At 67.3% G+C, this 20,607-nt stretch carries 19 protein-coding genes and 1 pseudogene; 7 read left to right on the plus strand and 13 right to left on the minus strand.

All coding sequences use genetic code 11. From position 1 onward, the window contains the following. Nucleotides 1–23: 23 nt before the first annotated feature. Together AC5Y7E_RS04745 and AC5Y7E_RS04750 are read left to right on the plus strand one after the other, a co-directional pair. On the plus strand, nucleotides 24–830 hold the full coding sequence (locus tag AC5Y7E_RS04745; RefSeq protein ID WP_499947712.1) for a beta-phosphoglucomutase family hydrolase: 807 nt from the start codon (nucleotides 24–26) through the stop codon (nucleotides 828–830). Next, on the plus strand, nucleotides 827–3,193 hold the full coding sequence (locus tag AC5Y7E_RS04750; protein WP_499947714.1) for a glycoside hydrolase family 65 protein: 2,367 nt from the start codon (nucleotides 827–829) through the stop codon (nucleotides 3,191–3,193). The genes AC5Y7E_RS04745 and AC5Y7E_RS04750 overlap by 4 nt, the downstream gene beginning before the upstream one ends. On the opposite strand, the gene AC5Y7E_RS04755 is transcribed toward AC5Y7E_RS04750, so the two are convergent. After that, nucleotides 3,187–3,762 carry a TetR/AcrR family transcriptional regulator gene (locus tag AC5Y7E_RS04755; RefSeq protein ID WP_499947715.1) on the minus strand — a complete coding sequence of 192 codons (576 nt, stop codon included), beginning with the start codon at nucleotides 3,760–3,762 and terminating at the stop codon, nucleotides 3,187–3,189. The two genes, AC5Y7E_RS04750 and AC5Y7E_RS04755, sit on opposite strands and share 7 nt — an antisense overlap. A gap of 62 nt (nucleotides 3,763–3,824) precedes the next feature. On the opposite strand from AC5Y7E_RS04755, the gene AC5Y7E_RS04760 reads away from it, so the two are divergent. Beyond that, complete coding sequence (locus AC5Y7E_RS04760) at nucleotides 3,825–4,727, plus strand: TauD/TfdA dioxygenase family protein (protein ID WP_499947716.1); 903 nt, start codon at nucleotides 3,825–3,827, stop codon at nucleotides 4,725–4,727. A 51-nt stretch (nucleotides 4,728–4,778) separates the two neighbouring features. Here the strand turns inward: AC5Y7E_RS04760 and AC5Y7E_RS04765 are convergent, their stop codons facing one another. From AC5Y7E_RS04765 to guaB, 3 genes are read right to left on the minus strand one after another with little or no spacing between them, the layout of a single operon-like run. Next, nucleotides 4,779–6,524, minus strand: a complete 1,746-nt coding sequence (locus AC5Y7E_RS04765) for a GMC family oxidoreductase N-terminal domain-containing protein (protein ID WP_499947718.1) — start codon at nucleotides 6,522–6,524, stop codon at nucleotides 4,779–4,781. Nucleotides 6,525–6,570: 46 nt separating this feature from the next. Further along, nucleotides 6,571–7,698 carry a GuaB3 family IMP dehydrogenase-related protein gene (locus AC5Y7E_RS04770; RefSeq protein WP_499947720.1) on the minus strand — a complete coding sequence of 376 codons (1,128 nt, stop codon included), beginning with the start codon at nucleotides 7,696–7,698 and terminating at the stop codon, nucleotides 6,571–6,573. A gap of 7 nt (nucleotides 7,699–7,705) precedes the next feature. After that, complete coding sequence (gene guaB / locus AC5Y7E_RS04775; RefSeq protein WP_499920568.1) at nucleotides 7,706–9,301, minus strand: IMP dehydrogenase; 1,596 nt, start codon at nucleotides 9,299–9,301, stop codon at nucleotides 7,706–7,708. 160 nt (nucleotides 9,302–9,461) lie between these two features. On the opposite strand from guaB, the gene AC5Y7E_RS04780 reads away from it, so the two are divergent. Continuing rightward, complete coding sequence (locus AC5Y7E_RS04780) at nucleotides 9,462–9,875, plus strand: DUF5319 domain-containing protein (protein ID WP_007773416.1); 414 nt, start codon at nucleotides 9,462–9,464, stop codon at nucleotides 9,873–9,875. A 4-nt stretch (nucleotides 9,876–9,879) separates the two neighbouring features. Here the strand turns inward: AC5Y7E_RS04780 and AC5Y7E_RS04785 are convergent, their stop codons facing one another. From AC5Y7E_RS04785 to AC5Y7E_RS04795, 3 genes are all read right to left on the minus strand, one after another. Beyond that, nucleotides 9,880–10,653 (minus strand): anti-sigma-D factor RsdA, encoded by a 774-nt coding sequence (locus AC5Y7E_RS04785; protein WP_499947722.1) that lies wholly within the window; start codon nucleotides 10,651–10,653, stop codon nucleotides 9,880–9,882. Next, complete coding sequence (locus AC5Y7E_RS04790; RefSeq protein WP_067353183.1) at nucleotides 10,640–11,218, minus strand: sigma-70 family RNA polymerase sigma factor; 579 nt, start codon at nucleotides 11,216–11,218, stop codon at nucleotides 10,640–10,642. The genes AC5Y7E_RS04785 and AC5Y7E_RS04790 overlap by 14 nt, the downstream gene beginning before the upstream one ends. 90 nt (nucleotides 11,219–11,308) lie before the next feature. Beyond that, a complete protein-coding gene (locus tag AC5Y7E_RS04795; protein ID WP_499947724.1) occupies nucleotides 11,309–12,133 on the minus strand; it encodes a hypothetical protein in 825 nt (274 codons plus the stop codon). Nucleotides 12,134–12,491: 358 nt separating this feature from the next. Between AC5Y7E_RS04795 and AC5Y7E_RS04800 the strand changes: the two genes are divergently transcribed. Continuing rightward, nucleotides 12,492–12,800: a WhiB family transcriptional regulator gene (locus AC5Y7E_RS04800; RefSeq protein ID WP_499947725.1), complete on the plus strand. Its 309-nt coding sequence runs from the start codon at nucleotides 12,492–12,494 to the stop codon at nucleotides 12,798–12,800. Nucleotides 12,801–12,876: 76 nt separating this feature from the next. Further along, complete coding sequence (locus AC5Y7E_RS04805) at nucleotides 12,877–13,644, plus strand: superoxide dismutase family protein (RefSeq protein WP_499947727.1); 768 nt, start codon at nucleotides 12,877–12,879, stop codon at nucleotides 13,642–13,644. Between the two features lie 93 nt (nucleotides 13,645–13,737). Here AC5Y7E_RS04805 and AC5Y7E_RS04810 read toward each other — a convergent pair whose 3' ends face one another. The 3 genes and pseudogenes from AC5Y7E_RS04810 to AC5Y7E_RS04820 all read right to left on the minus strand — a co-directional run. Beyond that, nucleotides 13,738–14,160, minus strand: a complete 423-nt coding sequence (locus AC5Y7E_RS04810; RefSeq protein ID WP_499947729.1) for a Rid family hydrolase — start codon at nucleotides 14,158–14,160, stop codon at nucleotides 13,738–13,740. Between the two features lie 67 nt (nucleotides 14,161–14,227). Continuing rightward, a complete protein-coding gene (locus AC5Y7E_RS04815; protein ID WP_499947731.1) occupies nucleotides 14,228–15,436 on the minus strand; it encodes an FAD-dependent oxidoreductase in 1,209 nt (402 codons plus the stop codon). Nucleotides 15,437–15,478: 42 nt separating this feature from the next. Beyond that, nucleotides 15,479–15,715 (minus strand): annotated as a pseudogene (locus AC5Y7E_RS04820) (nucleotidyl cyclase domain-containing protein); the annotation flags it as partial. Nucleotides 15,716–15,904: 189 nt separating this feature from the next. Here AC5Y7E_RS04820 and AC5Y7E_RS04825 point away from each other — a divergent pair. Further along, nucleotides 15,905–16,738 carry a mycofactocin-coupled SDR family oxidoreductase gene (locus AC5Y7E_RS04825; protein ID WP_499947733.1) on the plus strand — a complete coding sequence of 278 codons (834 nt, stop codon included), beginning with the start codon at nucleotides 15,905–15,907 and terminating at the stop codon, nucleotides 16,736–16,738. 1 nt (nucleotide 16,739) lies between these two features. Here the strand turns inward: AC5Y7E_RS04825 and AC5Y7E_RS04830 are convergent, their stop codons facing one another. The 3 genes from AC5Y7E_RS04830 to groES all read right to left on the minus strand — a co-directional run bounded on the left by AC5Y7E_RS04830 (nucleotide 16,740) and on the right by groES (nucleotide 20,412). Next, nucleotides 16,740–18,260 carry an adenylate/guanylate cyclase domain-containing protein gene (locus tag AC5Y7E_RS04830; RefSeq protein WP_499947735.1) on the minus strand — a complete coding sequence of 507 codons (1,521 nt, stop codon included), beginning with the start codon at nucleotides 18,258–18,260 and terminating at the stop codon, nucleotides 16,740–16,742. 96 nt (nucleotides 18,261–18,356) lie between these two features. Next, nucleotides 18,357–19,973, minus strand: a complete 1,617-nt coding sequence (gene groL, locus AC5Y7E_RS04835) for a chaperonin GroEL (protein ID WP_499947737.1) — start codon at nucleotides 19,971–19,973, stop codon at nucleotides 18,357–18,359. A 136-nt stretch (nucleotides 19,974–20,109) separates the two neighbouring features. Continuing rightward, the gene (groES, locus tag AC5Y7E_RS04840; RefSeq protein ID WP_067129444.1) at nucleotides 20,110–20,412 is read right to left on the minus strand and encodes a co-chaperone GroES; all 303 of its coding nucleotides are present in this window, start codon (nucleotides 20,410–20,412) and stop codon (nucleotides 20,110–20,112) included. Nucleotides 20,413–20,607: the final 195 nt, after the last annotated feature.

A 20,607-nucleotide genomic window follows, 5' to 3' on the forward strand; every position in this document is an offset into this window, starting at 1 on the left:
ATCTGGCGACACGCATAGCGGGCATGGTGAAGTGGGTATCGGTTAAACCAGTCACCAAGACCAGGAAGCGAGGACCGCCGGTGAGTTCAGCGCTGGGTCTGCCGGAGAAGGTGCGTGCCTGCCTGTTCGACCTCGACGGCGTGCTCACCGACACGGCCAGTGTGCACACCAAGGCCTGGAAGGCCATGTTCGACGCCTACCTGTCCGACCGGGCCGAGCGCACCGGCGACGAGTTCGTTCCCTTCGACGAGGCCGCCGACTACCGCGAATACGTCGACGGCAAGAAGCGCGAGGACGGCGTCCGCTCATTCCTGGAAAGCCGCGACATCCACCTGCCCGACGGCAGCCCCGACGATCCCGACGACGCCGAGACCATTTATGGCCTGGGCAACCGCAAGAACGACATGTTCCAGAAGGTGCTGAAGGAGGACGGCGTCAAGGTGTTCGACGGGTCCCGCCGCTACCTCGAGGCGGTGTCGGCCGCCGGGCTGGGGATCGCCGTGGTGTCGTCGAGCGCCAACACCCGCGACGTCCTCGAGATCACCGGCCTGGACCGGTTCGTGCAGCAGCGGGTGGACGGCGTCACCCTGCGCGACGAACACATCGCCGGCAAGCCGGCCCCCGACTCCTACCTGCGGGGGGCGCAGCTGCTTGACGTCCCCGCCGGCGCCGCGGCGGTGTTCGAGGATGCCTTGTCGGGGGTGGAAGCCGGCCGGGCCGGTAACTTCGGGTTCGTGGTAGGTGTCGACCGGGTGGGCCAGGCCGAGGACTTACGCCGCAACGGCGCCGACGTGGTGGTCACCGACCTCGCCGAGTTGCTGCAATCATGATCACCGACGAATCGTTTCCCGTTGACCCATGGCATGTCCGCGAAACCCAGCTCGACCTCAACCTGCTGGCGAATTCCGAATCCCTGTTCACCCTGTCCAACGGGCACATCGGGCTGCGCGGCAACCTCGACGAGGGTGAGCCGTACGGCCTGCCGGGCACCTACCTGAACTCGTTCTACGAGATCCGGCCGCTGCCCTACGCCGAGGCCGGATACGGCTACCCCGAAGCCGGGCAGACGCTTGTCGACGTCACCAACGGCAAGATCATTCGGCTGCTGGTCGAGGACGAGCCGTTCGACGTCCGCTACGGCGAACTGCTGTCCCACGAGCGGGATCTGGACCTGCGTGCCGGAACGCTGACCCGCACGGCGCACTGGCGCTCACCCGCGGGCAAAGAGGTCAAGGTGGTATCGACCCGGCTGGTGTCCCTGGCCCAGCGGGGCCTCGCCGCCATCGAGTACTGCGTGGAGGCGGTCGACCAGTTCGTGCGGGTGACGGTGCAATCCGAGCTGGTCACCAACGAGGACCAGCCGCAGACATCCGGTGACCCCCGGGTTTCCGCCATCCTGGAGAACCCCCTCGAAGAGGTCGCCCACGAAAACACCGACACCGGAGCGGTTCTCATGCACCGCACGCGCGCCAGCGCGCTGATGATGGCCGCCGGCATGGATCACGAGGTCGACGTCGAAGGCCGCGTCGAGGTCGGCACCGACGCGCGCGCCGACCTGGCGCGAACCACCGTCATCTGTGGTCTGCGCGAGGGACAGAAGCTACGCATCGTCAAATACATCGCGTACGGCTGGTCGAGCATGCGTTCGCGTCCGGCACTGCGTGACCAGGTCGCCGCCGCGCTGCACAGCGGTCGTTATACCGGCTGGCAGGGGCTGCTGGACGCGCAACGCAAGTATCTCGACGATTTCTGGGATTGCGCCGACGTCGAGGTCGAGGGCGACTCCGAATCCCAGCAGGCCGTGCGATTCGGCTTGTTCCACCTGCTGCAGGCCAGCGCCCGGGCCGAACGGCGCGCGATCGCCGCCAAGGGGCTCACCGGAACCGGTTATGACGGCCACGCCTTCTGGGACACCGAGGGTTATGTGCTGCCGGTGCTCACCTACACCGCGCCGCACACGGTGGCCGATGCGCTGCGCTGGCGCGCCTCCACCCTGGACTTGGCCCAGGAGCGGGCAGCCGAGCTGGGGCTGGAGGGCGCCGCCTTCCCGTGGCGGACCATCCGCGGGCAGGAGTGCTCGGCCTACTGGCCGGCCGGCACGGCGGCCTGGCATATCAATGCCGACATCGCCATGGCCTTCGAGCGCTACCGCGTCGTCACCGGGGACCACGATCTGGAGGCCGAGTGCGGCCTGCAGGTGCTGGTCGAGACCGCCCGGCTCTGGATGACCCTCGGCCACCACGACCGGCACGGCGTCTGGCACCTCGACGGTGTCACGGGCCCCGACGAGTACACGGCGGTCGTGCGTGACAACGCCTTCACCAACCTGATGGCCGCGCACAATCTGCGCGTCGCCGCCGAGGCCTGCAACCGCCACCCCGATGTGGCCAAGGCGTTGGGAGTCACCACCGAGGAGACGGCGTCCTGGCGCGATGCCGCCGAGGCCGCCAACATTCCCTACGACTCCGGGCTGGGCGTTCATCAGCAATGCGAGGGCTTCACCACCTTCGCCGAATGGGACTTCGAACGCAACACCACCTACCCGCTGCTCTTGCACGAGGCATACGTGCGGCTGTATCCCGCGCAGGTGATCAAGCAAGCCGACCTGGTGCTGGCGATGCATTGGCAGAGCCACGCCTTCACCCCCGAGCAGAAGGCCCGCAACGTCGACTATTACGAGCCGCGCATGGTGCGTGACTCGTCGCTGTCGGCGTGCACCCAGGCGGTGATGTGTGCCGAGGTCGGGCATTTGGACCTCGCGCACGACTACGCGTACGAGGCCGCGCTGATCGACCTGCGGGACCTGCACCACAACACCCGCGACGGCCTGCACATGGCCTCGCTGGCCGGTGCCTGGACGGCGCTGGTGGCCGGCTTCGGCGGCCTGCGCGACGACGAGGGCATCCTGTCGCTGGATCCCCAACTGCCCGACGGCATTTCGCGGCTACGGTTCCGGCTGCGGTGGCACGACTTCCGGGTCACCGTCGACGTCAACCACGACGACGTCACCTACACGCTGCGCGACGGCCCCGGCGGCGAGCTGACCATCCGGCACGCCGGCGAAGAGCTCGAGCTGAGCACCGAATCCGCGACGACAGTCGAGATCTGCCCCCGCAAGCCACTGCTGCCGGCGCCCCAACAGCCGCCCGGCCGCGAGCCCATGCACCGGCGGGCGCTTTCGCGGCGTCACTGAGGGTCGGCGGGCTCGAGAATCCGTTGCACCTCGGCGCCGACCGCGTGGCGTAGTTCGGCATCCGTCAGGTCTTCGATCCCGGTGGCCGAGCGCAGGATTGGGGCGAACAACCGCCAACCGAATTGCAGCGCAAGGGCATTGGCGACCGCGAGCCGGGCCGTGACCTCGTCATCGTACTGCGGCCGCACTCCGTCGAGCAGCGTCGCGATGTTGGGAAAGCGTTTCTGTAGCTGGCCCGCCGGATAGCCGTCCAGGACGGTGCGGGCCATCACCCGCATCTGCCGGTCCAGGGAACTCTCCAGCACGCCCGCGGGCGCATCGGTTTCCAGCAGGGTGCTCAGGTTGGCGCCCAGATGATCGAGCACGGCACCGACCAGTCGCTCCTTGGTGCCGAAATGCCGAAACACCAATCCGTGGTTGACGTTGGATCGCGCGGCGATGTCGCGGATGGACGTCGCGGCCGGACCGCGCTCGGCGAACAGATCGGTGGCGGCCTCCAGGATCGCCGCGGCAACTTCCGCGCGCCCGGTGGGCGCTTTTCCGCGACCCGTTGCGGAAGTTGTAGTCATCTGACTACACTACCAAATGTAGTCAGCTGACTACACCCCTTTTGATTTCAAGGATGACGAAAATGACAGGTCAGTTAACCGTCACCAAGCTGGGCAGCCGCATCGGCGCCCGGGTGGACGGGGTTCGCCTGGGCGGCGATCTCGACCAGGAAGTGGTCGAGGAGATCCGCCGGGCGCTGTTGGCCCACAAGGTGATCTTCTTCCGTCACCAGCACCACCTCGACGACTCCCGGCAGCTCGCGTTCGCCGAGTTGCTGGGCACGCCCGTGGGCCACCCGGCCGCCGGCGCCCTGGCCGCCCGGGACGTCCCGGTGATCACCCCGATCGACTCCGAGTACGGCAAGGCGAACCGCTGGCACACCGACGTGACGTTCGCCGCCAACTATCCCGCGGCGTCGATCCTGCGCGCGGTCAAGCTGCCGAGCTATGGCGGTGCGACGCTGTGGGCGTCGACCGCGGCGGCTTATCAGCACCTGCCCGAGCCGCTGAAAACTCTGGCGGAAAATCTGTGGGCGCTGCACACCAACCGCTACGACTACGTGACCGCGGAAGCGGCCGTGTCGATGAGCGACGCACAGCGGGCGCTTCGGCAGGCGTTCGAAAAGCCGGACTTTCGCACCGAGCATCCCGTGGTGCGGGTGCATCCGGAGACCGGTGAACGCACCCTGCTGGCCGGTGATTTCGTGCGCGGCTTCGTCGGCCTGGACAGTCACGAATCCAGTGTCCTGCTGGAACTGCTGCAGCGACGGATCACCTTGCCGGAGAACACGATTCGCTGGAACTGGGCGCACGGCGACGTCGCCATGTGGGACAACCGCGCGACCCAGCACCGTGCCATCGACGACTACGACGACCAGCCCCGGCTGATGCACCGCGTCACCCTGATGGGCGACGTTCCGGTCAACGTGCGCGGTGAGCGCAGCCGGGTTGTCAGCGGCGCCCCGCTGGACGTGCTCGCAAGCTGATGGTGACGACCCGCAGCGCCCGGCTGCGCCGCGCTCGCGATCATCACGAAGCTAACTGGCGTCGGCGGTGGAGCTTATGTGATTGCTCGGCAACCAGCGCAGCGCGCCGGGCGCCTCGGCAGGGACGACGGGCGCCTGGGGCGGGATGGGCTCCAGCCGTCGATACGGCTCGCCCTGCGCGGGGCGCTCGTCGTTCTCGCCGACGTTCGGCCACAACGACGCGGCCCGCTCGGCCTGGGCGGTAATTGACAACGAGGGGTTGACGCCCAGGTTCGCCGAGATCGCCGCGCCGTCCACCACGAACAGCGTCGGGTAGCCGTAAACCCGGTGATACGGGTCGATGACCCCGTGCTCGGCGTTGTCGCCGATCACGGCGCCGCCCAGGAAATGCGCGGTCAGCGGGATGTTGAACAGCTCTCCCCAGGTGCCGCCGGCCACGGCGTCGATTTTGTCGGCGATGCGGCGGGTGACCTGGTTGCCGACCGGAATCCAGGTCGGGTTCGGCTCGCCGTGTCCCTGCTTGCTGGTGTACCAGCGGATGCCCAGCTTCCCGCGCTTGGTGTAGGTGGTGATCGAGTTGTCCAGGTGCTGCATGACCAGGGCGATCAGCGTGCGCTCGCTCCATTGACTGACGTTGAGCAACCGCATCATGCGGCGCGGATCGTCGCGGGCCTGATCCCACAGCTGCTTCCAGCGCGGCACGTCGCTACCCTCGGGGCCGGTCCCGTCGGTCATCAGCGTCTGCAGCAGCCCCATCGCGTTGGAGCCCTTGCCGTAGCGGACCGGTTCGATGTGGGTGTCCGACGTCGGGTGGATCGACGACGTGATCGCCACCCCGTGCGTCAGGTCGAGGTCCGGGTCGACCTCGAGCTTCCCGGCGCCGACGATGGATTCGGAATTGGTGCGGGTGAGCATGCCCAGCCGATTCGAGAGCCGGGGCAGCAGACCCTGATCGCGCATGTTGAACAGCAGATGCTGGGTGCCCCAGGTTCCGGCGGCCAGGACCACATGCTTGGCCGTGTAGGTGCGCCGGTCGCGGCGCAGCCAACTTCCGGTGCGGACGGTGCGGACCTCCCACAGCCCGTCGGGACGCTGCTGGAAGCGCTTCACTGTTGTCATCGGAATCACCTGCGCCCCAGCCGATTCCGCGAGAGCGAGGTAGTTCTTCAGCAGGGTGTTCTTGGCGCCGTAGCGGCAGCCGGTCATGCAGCAACCACATTCCAGGCACCCGGTGCGCTCCGGCCCCGCGCCACCGAAATACGGGTCCGGCACCGTCTTGCCCGGGGCCTTGGTGCCGTCGGGGCCGAAGAACACGCCGACCGGCGTCGGCACGAACGTGTCGCCACAGCCCATCTCGTCCGCGACCTGTTTGACGATCCGGTCGGCGTCGGTGAAGGTCGGGTTCTCCACCACGCCGAGCATCCGCTTGGCCTGCTCGTAGTGCGGCATCAGCTCGTCGCGCCAGTCGGTGATGTGCTTCCACTGCGGGTCGTTGAAGAACGGTTCCGGCGGCACATACAGGGTGTTGGCGTAGTTCAGCGAGCCGCCACCTACCCCGGCCCCGGCCAGGATCAACACGTTCTTCAGCGGATGGATGCGCTGAATTCCGTAGCACCCCAGCTTCGGGGCCCACAAGAACTTGCGCAGATCCCAGGACGTCTCGGCGAAGTCCTTGTCCTCGAATCGGCGGCCGGCCTCGAGTACGCCAACGCGGTAGCCCTTCTCCGTCAGCCGCAATGCGCTGACGCTGCCCCCGAAACCCGAACCGATGATCAATACGTCGTAATCCGGCTTCATCGCACCAGTATGGCCTTACCCGCGGGTAACAAGCCAGCGCCCGCAGTCAGCTACCGACGGTCAGGCCAACCTTCTGGAACTCCTTGAGGTCGCAATAGCCGGCCTTGGCCATCGACCGGCGCAGCCCACCGACCAGGTTGAGGCTGCCGAACGGGTCGTCGGAGGGGCCGTTGAGCACCTGCCGCAGCGACGGGCGCTCGCCGACCGCGATCTGCAGCAGCGCCCCGCGCGGCAGCGACGGGTGCGCCGCGGCGGCCGGCCAGAACCACCCCTCGCCCAGCGCCTCGGCCGACTCGGCGAGTGGCGTGCCGAGCACCACCGCGTCGGCCCCGCAGGCGATCGCCTTCGCCAGCTCGCCCGAGGTGTGGATGTCGCCGTCGGCCAGCACGTGCACGTAGCGGCCGCCGGTCTCGTCGAGGTACTCGCGCCGCGCGGCGGCGGCGTCGGCGATCGCGGTGGCCATCGGCACGCTGATGCCCAGCACCTCGTCGCTGCTGGTCACTCCCCTGGTGGCGCCGTAGCCGACGATGACGCCCGCGGCGCCGGTGCGCATCAGGTGCAGCGCGGTGCGGTGGTCTTGCACCCCGCCGGCGACCACCGGGACGTCGAGCTCGGAGATGAAGGTCTTGAGGTTCAGCGGTTCGCCGTCGCTGGCCACCCTCTCGGCCGAGACGATGGTGCCCTGGATGACCAGCAGGTCGATGCCGGCCTGCACCAGCACCGGCGTGAGTGCCTGCGCATTCTGCGGGCTGACACGCACCGCGGTGGTGACCCCCGCCTCCCTGATCCGGGCGACCGCGGCGCCCAGCAGGTCCGGGTTGATTGGCGCGGAGTGGAATTCCTGCAGCAGCCGGATCGCCGCCGAGGGTTCGGGCTCCTTGCTGGCGGCCTCGACCAGCTGCGCGATCTTGGCCTCGACGTCGGCGTGCCGTCCGATCAGTCCCTCGCCGTTGAGCACGCCCAGGCCGCCGAGTTTGCCGAGCTCGATCGCGAACTCCGGCGACACCAGCGCGTCGGTCGGATGGGCCAACACCGGGATCTCGAACCGGTAGGCGTCCAGCTGCCAGGCCGTCGACACGTCCTGCGACGAGCGGGTGCGCCGGGACGCCACGATGCTGATTTCGCTCAGTTCATAACTGCGACGGGCGGCGCGGCCCATCCCGATCTCGACCATGTGGGCCTCAGCGTGCGTAGTAGTTGGGGGCTTCGACGGTCATGGCGACGTCGTGCGGGTGGCTTTCCCGCAAGCCCGCCGCCGTGATCCGGACGAACTGCGCCTGTTGCAGCGCCTCGATGCTCGCCGAGCCGGTGTAGCCCATCGCCGCGCGCAGCCCGCCGGTCAGCTGGTGGATCACCGAGGACAGCGGGCCGCGGAAGGGCACCCGGCCCTCGATTCCCTCCGGCACCAGCTTGTCTTCGGAGAGCGCATCGTCGGCGAAGTAGCGGTCCTTGGAGTACGACTTTCCGGTGCCCGAGCCGCGGCCGGCCATGGCGCCCAGCGACCCCATCCCCCGATAGCTCTTGAACTGCTTGCCGTTGACGAAGATCAGCTCGCCGGGGGCCTCGGCGGTGCCCGCCAACAGCGAGCCAAGCATGGCCGTCGACGCGCCGGCGGCCAGTGCCTTGGCGATGTCGCCCGAGTACTGCAGGCCGCCGTCGGCGATCACCGGCACGCCCGCCGGGCCGCAGGCCGCGACCGCCTCCAGAATCGCCGTGATTTGTGGTGCGCCGACGCCGGCCACCACCCGGGTGGTGCAGATCGAGCCCGGTCCGACGCCCACCTTCACCGCGTCGGCCCCGGCGGCGACCAGGGCCGCGGCCGCCGAGCGGGTCGCGACGTTGCCGCCGATCACCTCGACCTTCTCGCCCACCTCGGCCTTGAGCTTGCCGACCATGTCGAGCACCAGCCGGTTGTGCGCGTGCGCGGTGTCCACGATCAGTACGTCGACACCCGCGTCGACCAGCATCATCGCGCGCACCCAGGCGTCGCCGCCGACGCCGACGGCGGCGCCGACCAGCAGCCTGCCGTCACTGTCCTTGGTGGCCAGCGGGTGTTGCTCGGTCTTGACGAAATCCTTGACGGTGATCAGACCGGTCAGCCGGCCGTGGCCGTCGACGATCGGCAGCTTCTCGATCTTATGGCGCCGCAACAGGCCCAGGGCCGCGTCGGCGGACACGCCCTCCTGCGCGGTGATCAGCGGGGCCTTCGTCATCACCTCGGCGACCTTCTTGGTCTGGTCGACCTCGAACCGCATGTCGCGGTTGGTGATGATGCCGACGAGCGCTCCAGACTCGTCGACCACCGGCAACCCGGAGATCCGGAACCGCGCGCACATCGCGTCGACCTGGGCCAGGGTGTTGTCGGGGCGGCAGGTGACGGGATCGGTGACCATGCCGGCCTCCGACCGTTTGACCATCTCGACCTGGCCGGCCTGTTCGGCGACCGGCAGGTTGCGGTGCAGAACACCCATGCCGCCGGCCCGGGCCATCGCGATCGCCATCCGCGACTCGGTGACGGTGTCCATCGCCGAACTCACCAGCGGCACCTTGAGCCTGATCTTCTTGGTGAGCTGGCTGGAAGTGTCCGCGGTCGCGGGGACCACGTCGGAGGCCGCGGGCAGCAAGAGCACGTCGTCGAACGTCAGCCCGAGCATGGCGATCTTGTGCGGGTTGTCGCCTCCGGTGGGCACCGGGTCATCGACCAGGCCACCTACCCGCACATAAGCACTGCCGACGAGGTCGGAACTGTCTTCCAGGTGGGACGTGCCACGGGTCATCTCCTGCGCCCTCCAAACGATGCGGAGTGAGAGGCCCATCCTATCGGCTCGCCTCCCGCGGTAGTCGGCTTGCTCGGGCGCGCCGCCCGCACCAAACGAGGAGAATGGCGCGTGGGCTCCCTGCTGGCGTTATCCCCGGCGGGCTGCGTAGGCTAGGGGCGTGCGCGACCACCTCCCACCGGGTTTGCCGCCCGACCCCTTCGCCGACGACCCTTGTGATCCGTCGGCTGCGCTGGAAGCCGTCGAGCCGGGCCAGCCCCTGGATCAACAGGAGCGGATGGCCGTCGAGGCCGACCTCGCCGATCTGGCCGTGTACGAGGCACTGCTGGCGCACAAGGGCATTCGCGGACTCGTGGTCTGCTGCGACGAATGTCAGCAAGATCACTACCACGACTGGGACATGCTGCGCGCGAACCTGCTGCAGCTGCTGATCGACGGGACCGTGCGTCCGCACGAGCCCGCCTACGATCCCGAGCCGGATGCCTACGTCACGTGGGATTACTGCCGGGGCTACGCGGACGCGTCGCTCAACGAGGCCACGTCCGACGCCGACGGTTTCCACCGCCGGCACTGATCACTCACTGATTCGGGCTTAGCGGCGCCACCGGGGGTGGCGTCTGCCCGTGATGGTGATGCTTGCTTGGACTCGGCGGCACGCTCGGCGGGCTGAGCGGCGCGGGCGTAGCCACCTTCGTCGGTGCGACCGAGGCGGCGGGCGGCGCCGCCGGAATCGCGGTGGCCGGCCCGGGTGGCGCCGCGGGAGGCGAGGCGACCGGCAGCGTGGCGTTCGGGTCGCGCGCATCGACCTTGGCGTTCAACAGCTTCAGCTGGTTCGTCAGGTCTTGTCTGCTGGCCGGGTCGTCGATCGACTGCACCAGGCTGCTCACCTCGGTCAGCTGATTCTTGGCCTGCTCCCACTGCCCCCGGTCGATCGATTCCTGGACCTTCGCCAGGTCGGCCTTGGCGGCGAGCATCTCTTGACTTCCGTGCACCTGGGGTTCGTCGAAGAACATCGCGTGCAACCCGTACAGGGTGCCGCCGGGGCGGGCCTCGACCACCATGGCGCCGAACCCACTGAGCACTATCAGCGCTGCGGCGATCGACCCGATGACGGCCAGGCCACGATGGCCCCGCGGGCGCTCGGCCAGTCCGGTCCGCAACGCGTTCACCGCCTCTTCGGGCGTCACCAGCGCGCTGGCCGGCGGCCACCTCAGGTTGTCGCGCCAGTCCTCCAGCAAGGAGGTCAGCACCTCGACGTCGGGGTCCTCGACATCCACCGGCCGGCGCTGCGCGAGCGCATCGAGCAGCAGGTCGGTGCGGGCGAATTCATCCAGGGATTCAGGCACAGTCACCTGCCGCGATCATCTCGGACTTCAACCGCGACAGAGCGCGGTGCTGGGCAACTCGGACCGCCCCGGTGGTACTGCCGACCGCGGCGGCGGTCTCCTCTGCGGACAACCCGACGACGACACGCAGGATCAGGATCTCGCGCTGCTTGGCGGGCAGGATCTCGAGCATTTCGCTCATCCGGCTCGCCGAATCGGCTTCGATCGCAAGCTGTTCGGGTCCCGCGTCGTTCGACCACCGCTCGGGAATCGTGTCGGTGGGATAGGCCAGATCGCGTCCGGCGGCCCGGTGCGCATCGGCGACCTTATGGGCCGCGATGCCATAGAGGAAGGCCAGGAAGGGGCGTCCGCGATCGCGATAACGCGGCAGTGCCGTGATAGTCGCCAAGCACACCTCCTGTGCCACGTCATCCGCTGACAGCCCACCCCGATCGACCGTGCCGACACGCGCTCGGCAATATCGGACGACGATCGGACGGATGGTCTCCAGCACCTCCCTCAATGCGTTGTGGTCTCCGGTGACGGCCTGGGCGACCACGGCGTCGAGACGTTCCCCTGCTGGAATTGTCATCGACGGTGATCTCTCCAACGTTACGAAGCGGACACATCGCGGCCCAACCGGGCTAACTTACGAAATGACGATAACGGGCGGGGAGCCGTTTCAAGCGGAACGCCACGTCCCTCCGGCGCGCCGCACCTGGCCTGCGCAGACATCGCGGATTTCGTGCAGCTGATGTGTTGAAAACGTGACACTTTCGATATCGATCAGCAAGCAAGCCAGCGCCCAACGAAGCGGCAGCAGCCCCAACCGCTCGGTGGTCTGCAGCGCGGCGTCGGCGACCGTGCGGGCGCGCTCGAGATCGCCCGCGCAGCACAGCGCGGCGGCGAGCACCACATCGCTTTTCACCCGGTGCCGCGGCGACGCGACGGCCATGCCCGCCGCGAGCTTCACCCCCTCGCCGGCAAGGCGGACGGCGGCGTCGCCGTCGCCGCGTGCCATCGCGAGCTCGGCGGCCACCCATCGTCGACGCACCGGCAGCCGGTCGGGCACCGCAGAGTCGGTCGATGCCAGCAGCGGCTCGGCGCGCGCCAGCAGCGTCTCGGCGGCCGCGAAGCGCCCGACGCCCAATGCGTCTGCGGCCAGCCCGATGAGGGCGTCGGCGCACGCCTCGGGATCTCCGGCGGCCAGCGCGAGGGCGCGGCCGTCCCAGCCGCGGGCCAGGGCGTGCCAACCGAGTTGGCGCAAAAACGACCCCTGCGTGCTCATGCCCAACGACGCCAGCCGCCCGGCCGGTCCGCTGCGCCGCAGCGCCGCGAGGTCGCGGAATGCAGCGCCGTACCGTCCCTGCCCCCCGGCCGCGACGGCGCGCAGCCACAGCTGAGCCGGGGTCGTCGCCGAGGGCAGCGGCCAGCTATCGGGCCGGTCGCCGAAGGCGGCGTCGGCCAACTGCCGCCCAATCAAGGAAGTGTGACGAGTTTCAATCACAATGATGTAGTAAACAGTTTGTGGTCTTCATGTTACCGATCCGTTAATCACTATAGCCCATGGATAAATTTGTCTTATCCCTCGTCCGCGGGCTGAGCTGGGAAATCGCGTTTCCGCCAACTGCCTGGTAGCACGGCCCCCGTTTCGCATTTTCAATGGAGATGAACGCAAAGTAAATTCTGCTCCAACGGGCACATACTTTGTCCGGCTAACTGGCTATTGACGGAAATTCACCGCGGCCCCTAACGTCTACGGATGACGGGAAGTCATCGGTGACCCCACTCCACTTAATTTAAGTTGCATCAATCGCTTTCACGAGCCTGACCTCGAGCGGACGGTGCAGAGAGGGAACGAACCAATGCCACAGCCGGAACAGCTACCTGGACCCAACGCCGACATCTGGAATTGGCAACTGCAGGGCGTGTGCCGCGGCGTTGACTCATCGATGTTCTTCCACCCCGACGGAGAGCGTGGCCGGGCCCGCATGCAACGCGAGCAGCGCGCCAAGGAAATGTGTCGGCAGTGCCCGGTGATCCAGGCGTGCCGCTCGCACGCCCTCGAAGTCGGTGAGCCCTACGGGGTTTGGGGTGGCCTGTCGGAGTCCGAACGCGACATGTTGCTGAAGGGCGACATCGGGCGCGGGCGCGCCATCCCCCGCAGCGCCTGAGGACGCTCGCATCCCGCAGGGCATCGCCAGCCGGTTGCGCCGTTTCGGGGCAGGCCAATGCGGGTAGGCACCGCAAATGAACAAGGCCGCATGTTTTGCGGTCGCGGCGCTCACCGCGACCGTCGCACCGTTAGCCGCATGCGCGAATCAGCAAGGCAGTCAGCCCAACACCTCACCGCTGACCAGTCCGACTTCCGGCGCGGAGAGGCTGACCACCCAACTGAAGACCGCCGACGGCAGTCCGGTCGCCAACGCCACCTTCGAATTTGCCAACGGCTACGCGACGGTGACCGTGGAAGCCGGCCCCAACCATGTGCTCAGCCCCGGCTTCCACGGCCTGCAAATCCACGCGGTGGGCAAGTGCGAGGCCAATTCGGCTGCGCCCAACGGGAGCTCGACGGGCGACTTCGACTCCGCCGGAAGCGTGTACCAGGCGGCCGATCACACGGGTTATCCCGCCAGCGGCGACCTGACCGCGTTGCAGGTGCGATCCGACGGCTCGGCGAAGCTGGTGACCACCAGTAACGCGTTCACCTCCGCCGACCTGAGGAACGGCTCGGGCACCGCGCTGATCATCCACCAGACCGCGGACAATCTGGGCACTACCGCCCCCACGGGTGAATCGGGCAAGCGCCTGGCCTGCGGTGTGATTGCGGCGCCGTCCGCGTCGACAACGACGTCGTCGTCGACCACGAGCGTCACGACGAGCACGACCACCACCGTCGTGCCACCGGCGTCGACGAGCACCAGCACCAGCACCGTCACGGTCACGAGCACCCCGACCACGACGCCCACGCCGACGACGACGGTGACGACTCCGCAGTACTATCCGCCCGGGCGTTGACGCTCAAGCCACCATGAAAGAGGCACCCCCGATCCGCAAGGGAACGGGGGTGTTTCGCAACCGCCTAGTCGGCGTCGGTCTCGACGGCCGCGGTCACTTGGGCGATGCCTCGACGGCGGTGACTTGAATCTCGACGCGCATCTGCGGACCCGCCAAAGCGGCGACACCGATGCATGTCCACAGGGGCGCACGGTCGCCCATGCGTCGACGGAACTGTTCGACCATGGTATCCAAGTGCTCGCGCCCAATCTGGCCGTCTGCGTCCGGCACGTGATACGAGTGCACGTGCACCACGTCGCGCCAGGAGGCTCCGGCCGTCGCCAAAGTCCGTTCGACATTGTCGAAGGCCGCAATGACTTCCTCGCGAACTGACTCGGGGTAGTGCCAGCCCTCGTCCCAACCTCCTTGACCGGCGGTCTCTATCCGGTCGCCGTATCGAACGGCCTGTGAATAGTGGAAGTTCCGCAGCTGATGATCGCCATAGCCAGCAGTGACAGAGAATATCGGCCTATCCATGTGGCCCATCTTCGTCGCGGGCGGCGGCGCAGGCGGCGCTTCACCGGAATCCAAGGGGCGCGACGCGTTACCGCGCGTGCACGTCCGGGGTGCGGACATGCTCGGGACGGAAACCGCGCCCGACCAAGATCGGCGGAATAGCTTGCAGCGGGCCGAAACCCACGATCTTGGGTATGCGGATCGGGGAAAGGTCACCGCTCAAATTCGGCGCGATCGCGTTGTCTTGCATCAGCACCTGGAAGCCCTGAACGATACGGGTGGGCAGTTCGCGCCGCCGCTGTACCTTGGCGAGATCGTTGTCGGTCAGCCGGCCACCGCGAAGCGGGGCGCACAAAATGTTGGCCGCGGCGACCGCATCGGCGACGGCGAGGTTGATGCCGACGCCGCCGGCCGGCGACATGGCGTGCGCGGCATCGCCGATGCACAGCAACCCGGTGCGCCACCACGTCTCGAGCCGGTCGACCCGCACGTCGAGCTCGCTGGTGTAGTCCCACGAGCTCAGGTCGTTGACGTGCTCACGCAGCCGCGGCTGCGCGGTGACGATCCGCTCCTTGAACTCCTCCAGGGATCCATCGCGCGGGCTCGATCCCTTCGGCAGAAGATAGGCGATCTGCCAGTAATCGCCCCGGTAGATCATGGCCATCATCAGGCCTTTACGCAGCACCGCGAACAGTTCCTCCGGGTCGCCGGGGCGCCATTTCAGCCGGAACCACAGCACGTCCATCGGGGAGTGCGCCGCGGCTGTCTGCAACCCCGCCACCGCGCGCACCGCGGACTTGCGCCCGTCCGCGGCGATGACGAGCTCGGCCCGCACCTCCAGGTCGGGCGTGCGCACCCCGGCCACCCGGCCGCCGTCGAATACCAGGTCGGTGACCTCTGCGTTGCGGACCAAGGTGAATTCCGGGTAGGCACCGGCCTTTTCGGCGATGAAGTCGAGGAAGTCCCACTGCGGCATCATGGCGATATAGGGCTGCCTGAATCCCAGCCGCTTGAGCACTTTGAAGTTGCCGAAGGTGCGAATCGAGCCATCGGTGTCGAAGGCGACGCGGTCGATCTTGGTGTGTGGTAGCCGAAGGAACTCGTCGATGAAGCCCAGCTCGTCCATGATTCGCAGGGTGGTCGGGTGCACGGTGTCGCCGCGGAAGTCGCGCAGGAAATCGTTGTGCTTCTCCAGAACGACGACCCGGATTCCGGCCCGCGCCAGCAGCAGGGCGTGAACCATGCCGGCGGGACCGCCGCCGGCAACGCACACCTGGGTCTGCATCACTTGCGTCATGGTCCTCAAATTCCTCGTGGGAGTGTGGAATACAAAAGCAGATTACTCACCCCCATCGGCCGGAGTAACAGCTGAATCGAGTCCGAAGATCGTGACAGCGGCGGACTTGCCTTTCAGTCCATGTGCCCCCCCGGTCGACGAGTCCGGGCGGTCGACAAGCCAGCGCATCGACTGACCGCCGGGTGAGCAGGATCGCGTCCCCGGTGGTCTTGTGAGCTGCTCGACGCGGGCGGCGACGTTGACCGTGTCACCGATCAGGGTGAACGCCAATCCGTCGCCCCGGCGATGAACCGACGACGACCTACAACATGGCGGTCCAGGCAGCAGTGCCCACCACCGCTCGGGAAATGGTGCGACGAGCCCACCTATAGGTGGAGTCCAACGCCCGGGCCGCGTTGAGTAGTCGACTACCCAGCCGAACAGCAGGCTTCCGGCGGATACTCAGTTCACACCCGGAGGAAGATCGTCATGTCGAACCAATTCGATGGCAAGGTCGCGTTCATCACCGGAGCCGCGCGTGGACAAGGACGGTCGCATGCGATTCGGTTCGCAGAGGAGGGCGCGGACATCATCGCGTTCGACCTCTGCGGTCAGATCGACAGCGTCGCCTACCCGATGACGACCCGCGAGGATCTCGACGAGACGATCAACCTGGTCGAAAAGACCGGTCGCCGAATCGTCGCGGAGCAAGGCGACGTCCGGGACTTCCGGAGCCTGAGGTCCGCTGTCGCCAACGGCGTGGCCGAGTTGGGCAGAGTCGACTTCATACTCGCCAACGCCGGGATCCTCCCGGCGGTCGGCGAACAGCGCTACGACATTGCCGCCTACGTCGATTCGGTGAACGTGTTGCTCAACGGCGTGTACTACACGATCGAGGCCGCCCTGCCCGCGATGCTCGACCACGGCGAGGGCGGGGCCATTGTGATTACGAGCTCGACTGCTGGGTTGAACAGCCTTTGCCCGACGTTCAGCGGCCGGAGCCACGGCTTGGCCGGCTACCAGGCCGCCAAACATGGCGTGGTCGGCCTGATGAGATATTATGCAACCTCATTGGCGGAGAAGAACATTCGGGTCAACACGGTACATCCGACCGGAGTCGCAACACCGATGATCGTCAACGAACCCTTTGCCCAATTGATGGCAGAGCACCCCGAAGGTGCTTCCGCGTTGCAGGCGCCGTTGCCCGTCGAGCTCATCGAAGCCGCGGATGTGAGCGAGGCGATGGTTTACCTCTGTGGACGCTCGGGCCGCTACATCACCGGAGTCACGCTGCCGGTCGACGGCGGAATCTCGGTCAAGTAATTCAGTCCGGGTAACGGAGCGCCGACTCGAGTCCGAAGATCTGGACAGCGGCGGACTTGCCTTTCAGTTCATGCAATCCCTTGTCAACGAGCCCGGGCGGTCGAGAAAGCAAAGCATCGACGGTCTGCTGCGTGAGCAGGATCGTGTCACCGGTGGTCTTGGTGAGCTGCTCCACGCGGGCCGCGACGTTGACGGTGTCACCGATCAAGGTGAACTCCAGCTTGCTTCCGCCGCCGATGGTTCCGGCAATCACCTTGCCGGTGTTGATGCCGATGCCGATGCGAAGCGCACCCTCAAAACGCTCGGCCACGAGGCGCTGAATCAGCGCTGCGGCGGCCACCGCCGCTCCGGCATGGTCGGCGAGATCGTTCGGGGCGCCGAAGACGGCCAGCGCACCGTCGCCGAGAAACTTGTTCACGTGCCCACCGGCGTCGACGACAGCGGGCACCACGATCTCGAACAACGCATTAAGCCGCGCGACCGTGTCCTCGGCGGTATTCGCCTCAGCGAACGGGGTGAAGTCGCGGATGTCGACGAACATCACCGTCACCTCCCGCCGCTCCCCGGTGAACACGTCGTCGCCCTGCTGCAGCAGCCGCGCTGCCAACGCCGGATCGACATACGTCCCGAACGCGCTCTGAAGCCGTTGCCGCTCAGCCAAACCCGCCTGCATCCGATTGAACGACGCGGCAAGGGCGCCCAAATCGTCATCCTGTACCACCGGCAAACGCCGACCGTAATCGCCGGCCGCCACCCGTTCCGTCCCTTCGGCGAGGTCGCGAATCGGCCGCAGCGATGGCGCGAGCGCGGCACCGACGGTCATCGGCATCCCGAAGCCGATCACCAACGCGCACCCGATGATCGCAAAGAGCACCGGTTGCTCACGCGCCCAACCGAATGCAGCCAGCAGCATGGTGCCGTCGACGGCGAACAGGAACGAACTCGCCAGTAGGGCCACGCTTGACCAGAAGGCGAAAGTCGGACGAGAGCGCGGCAGGTTGTCACCAACCGCCGTGTCACCGGCGATCGCCATTCTGACCGGCCGAGCCGCTGCTTCGGCCGTGCCGTGCACTCCACTCATCACAACGGCCGTCCCCATCAAAGCGCCCAGGACCCCGTATTGGACGCTTTGCGACCTCGTCGCCCCGGCAATGGTGGCGACAACGACGGATAACAGCCCGGTCCACATAGCGTTGAACGCCACAGCCCGAACGACCGTCCCCCGGGCCCAGGCGTAGGTGGCGTCCAATGCGGTCGCCCGATCGACATCGCGTCCCGTCGCCCACCGCTCCACGAGGCGCCCGCTCCCCACGCCGGGAAGCACGGCCACATACCACGACACGGGTGCGGCGATGAGGGCGAGAACAGCCGCTTCGACGTACCGACCGGATCCCTGCACGGCAACAATCAACAACAGCCAGAACAGGTAGGTCCATAGCATCAAAGGGACCCCGACGGCGTAGACCGCCCACGAGTATCCCGCCTTGCAACGATCCCACGCCCACTGCCAGATGCGGTCCATGCGGCGACCGTAGACGCTGAACCGCGGCCCGTGGGCGGAGTCAGCGAACAAACAAGCGCCCCCGGCCTTTTGAGCCGGGAGCGCTTGTCTTTTCACTCAGTGGTGGTGATGGTGACCGTGGCCGTGGTCGGCCTCCTCGGCCGGCTTGTCGACGATCACCGTTTCGGTGGTGAGGACCATCCGGGCCACCGACGCCGCGTTGAGCACCGCCGAGCGGGTGACCTTCACCGGGTCGATGACGCCATCGGCGATCAGGTCGCCGTAGGTCAGCTTGTCCGCGTTCAGCCCGTGCCCGTTGGGCAGCTCGGTCACCTTGTGCACCGCGACCGCGCCGTCGAGCCCGGCGTTGGTGGCAATCCAGTACAGGGGTGCCGCCAACGCCTCGGTGAAGACGTCGACGCCCAGCGCCTGATCGCCGCTCAGCGACTTGCGGAGCTTTTCCAGCGCCTTGCGGGTCTGCAGCAGCGCCGAGCCACCGCCCGCGACAATGCCTTCCTCGACAGCCGCTTTCGCGGCCGCGACGGCATCCTCGACGCTTTCCTTGCGCTCCTTGAGCGCGGTTTCGGTCGCGGCCCCCACCTGGATGACGGCCACGCCGCCGGCCAGCTTGGCCAGCCGCTCCTGCAGCTTCTCGCGGTCCCAGTCGGAGTCGCTCGCCTCGATCTCGGCGCGCAGCTGCTTGATGCGGTTGGCCACCGCATCCTTGGGGCCACCGCCGTCGACGATGACGGTGTCGTCCTTGCTGACCACCACGCGGCGGGCCGAACCCAGCACATCGGTGCCGACCTCGCGCAGCAGCAGGCCCGCGTCGGGGTTGATCACCTGGCCGCCGGTCACCACCGCCAGATCCTCCAGGAACGCCTTGCGGCGGTCGCCGAAGAACGGCGCTTTGACCGCGACGGCCTTGAGAGTCTTGCGGATCGAGTTGACGACCAGCGTCGCCAGCGCCTCGCCCTCGATGTCCTCGGCGATGATCAGCAGCGGCTTGCCCGATTCCGCGACCTTCTCCAGCATCGGCAGCAGGTCCGGCAGCGAGCTGATCTTGTCCTGGTGCAACAGGATCAACGGGTCGTCCAGGACGGCCTGCTGGGCGTCGAAATCGGTGACGAAATACGCCGACAGGAAGCCCTTGTCGAAGCCGACACCCTCGGTGAACTCGAGCTCGGTGCTCAGCGTCGAGGATTCTTCGACGCTGACCACGCCGTCCGCGCCGACCTTGGTCATCGCCTCGCCGACCAGCTCACCCAGCAGCTGGTCGCGCGACGACACGGTCGCCACCTGCGCGATGGCGTCCTTGCCGGAGACCGGGGTGGCCGACGCCAGCAGCGCCTCGGACACCGCGTCCGCGGCCTTGCTGATTCCCACGCCCAGTTCGATGGGGTTGGCGCCGGCCGCAACCAGCCGCAAGCCGCCCTTGACCAGCGCCTGGGCCAGCACGGTCGCGGTCGTGGTGCCGTCGCCGGCGACGTCGTTCGTCTTGGTGGCCACCGACTTCACCAGCTGGGCGCCCAGGTTCTCGAACGGGTCGTCCAGATCGATCTCACGCGCGACGGTCACACCGTCGTTGGTGACGGCCGGACCGCCGAATGCCTTGGCCAGCACCACATGCCGGCCCCGCGGTCCGAGGGTCACCCGCACCGCGTCGGCGAGCGTGTTCACGCCCGCCTCGATCGCGCGACGCGCTGTCTCGTCGTACTCAATGATCTTGCTCATCAGGCTCCTTGTTTGAATGGTGGCGACCCGCTTCGCCCGGCTTCGCCGCGCTTGCGATCGCCACTAGCCCCAAACGCATGCCGCCCCGGAAATCACCCGCGCAGGACGCGGGGATCGCCGGGGCGGAACACGGTTCTTACTTGGAGACGACAGCCAGCACGTCGCGTGCCGACAGGATCAGGTACTCCTCGCCGCCGTACTTGATCTCGGTGCCGCCGTACTTGCTGTAGATGACGGTGTCGCCTTCCGAGACGTCCAGCGGGATGCGCTTTGCGCCGTCGTCGTCCCACCGGCCGGGGCCGACTGCGACGACGGTGCCTTCCTGCGGCTTCTCCTTGGCGGTGTCAGGAATGACCAGACCAGACGCGGTCGTGGTCTCGGCCTCGTTGGCCTGCACGAGAATCTTGTCCTCGAGTGGCTTGATATTCACCTTCGCCACGATTGGAGCCCTCCACTGTTTGGGTCGGGTCCGGGAGTCCCCGGACCGGAGTTGACGACCGGTGCGGGTTGAACCCGCCCCTGCCGAATTATCAGGTGTTCGGCATTCGTCCGTGCCCGAGCGCCGTCGTCGCGGGTGCCGACACAGGGTTTGGCCGATTGCCACCTAGCACTCTATACACGAGAGTGCTAGCAC

The sequence above is a fragment of the Mycobacterium sp. NGS17 genome (assembly GCF_059813205.1).

Coding starts and splice junctions, on each gene's coding strand:
- groL (WP_499947737.1), bottom strand. CDS start 19,973: ATGAGCAAGATCATTGAGTACGACGAGACAGCGCGTCGCGCGATCGAG.
- AC5Y7E_RS04760 (WP_499947716.1), top strand. CDS start 3,825: ATGACAGGTCAGTTAACCGTCACCAAGCTGGGCAGCCGCATCGGCGCC.
- AC5Y7E_RS04765 (WP_499947718.1), bottom strand. CDS start 6,524: ATGAAGCCGGATTACGACGTATTGATCATCGGTTCGGGTTTCGGGGGC.
- AC5Y7E_RS04745 (WP_499947712.1), top strand. CDS start 24: ATGGTGAAGTGGGTATCGGTTAAACCAGTCACCAAGACCAGGAAGCGA.
- AC5Y7E_RS04770 (WP_499947720.1), bottom strand. CDS start 7,698: ATGGTCGAGATCGGGATGGGCCGCGCCGCCCGTCGCAGTTATGAACTG.
- AC5Y7E_RS04750 (WP_499947714.1), top strand. CDS start 827: ATGATCACCGACGAATCGTTTCCCGTTGACCCATGGCATGTCCGCGAA.
- AC5Y7E_RS04825 (WP_499947733.1), top strand. CDS start 15,905: ATGTCGAACCAATTCGATGGCAAGGTCGCGTTCATCACCGGAGCCGCG.
- AC5Y7E_RS04800 (WP_499947725.1), top strand. CDS start 12,492: ATGCCACAGCCGGAACAGCTACCTGGACCCAACGCCGACATCTGGAAT.
- AC5Y7E_RS04790 (WP_067353183.1), bottom strand. CDS start 11,218: ATGACAATTCCAGCAGGGGAACGTCTCGACGCCGTGGTCGCCCAGGCC.
- AC5Y7E_RS04830 (WP_499947735.1), bottom strand. CDS start 18,260: ATGGACCGCATCTGGCAGTGGGCGTGGGATCGTTGCAAGGCGGGATAC.
- AC5Y7E_RS04815 (WP_499947731.1), bottom strand. CDS start 15,436: ATGACGCAAGTGATGCAGACCCAGGTGTGCGTTGCCGGCGGCGGTCCC.
- AC5Y7E_RS04805 (WP_499947727.1), top strand. CDS start 12,877: ATGAACAAGGCCGCATGTTTTGCGGTCGCGGCGCTCACCGCGACCGTC.
- AC5Y7E_RS04755 (WP_499947715.1), bottom strand. CDS start 3,762: ATGACTACAACTTCCGCAACGGGTCGCGGAAAAGCGCCCACCGGGCGC.
- AC5Y7E_RS04810 (WP_499947729.1), bottom strand. CDS start 14,160: ATGGATAGGCCGATATTCTCTGTCACTGCTGGCTATGGCGATCATCAG.
- guaB (WP_499920568.1), bottom strand. CDS start 9,301: ATGACCCGTGGCACGTCCCACCTGGAAGACAGTTCCGACCTCGTCGGC.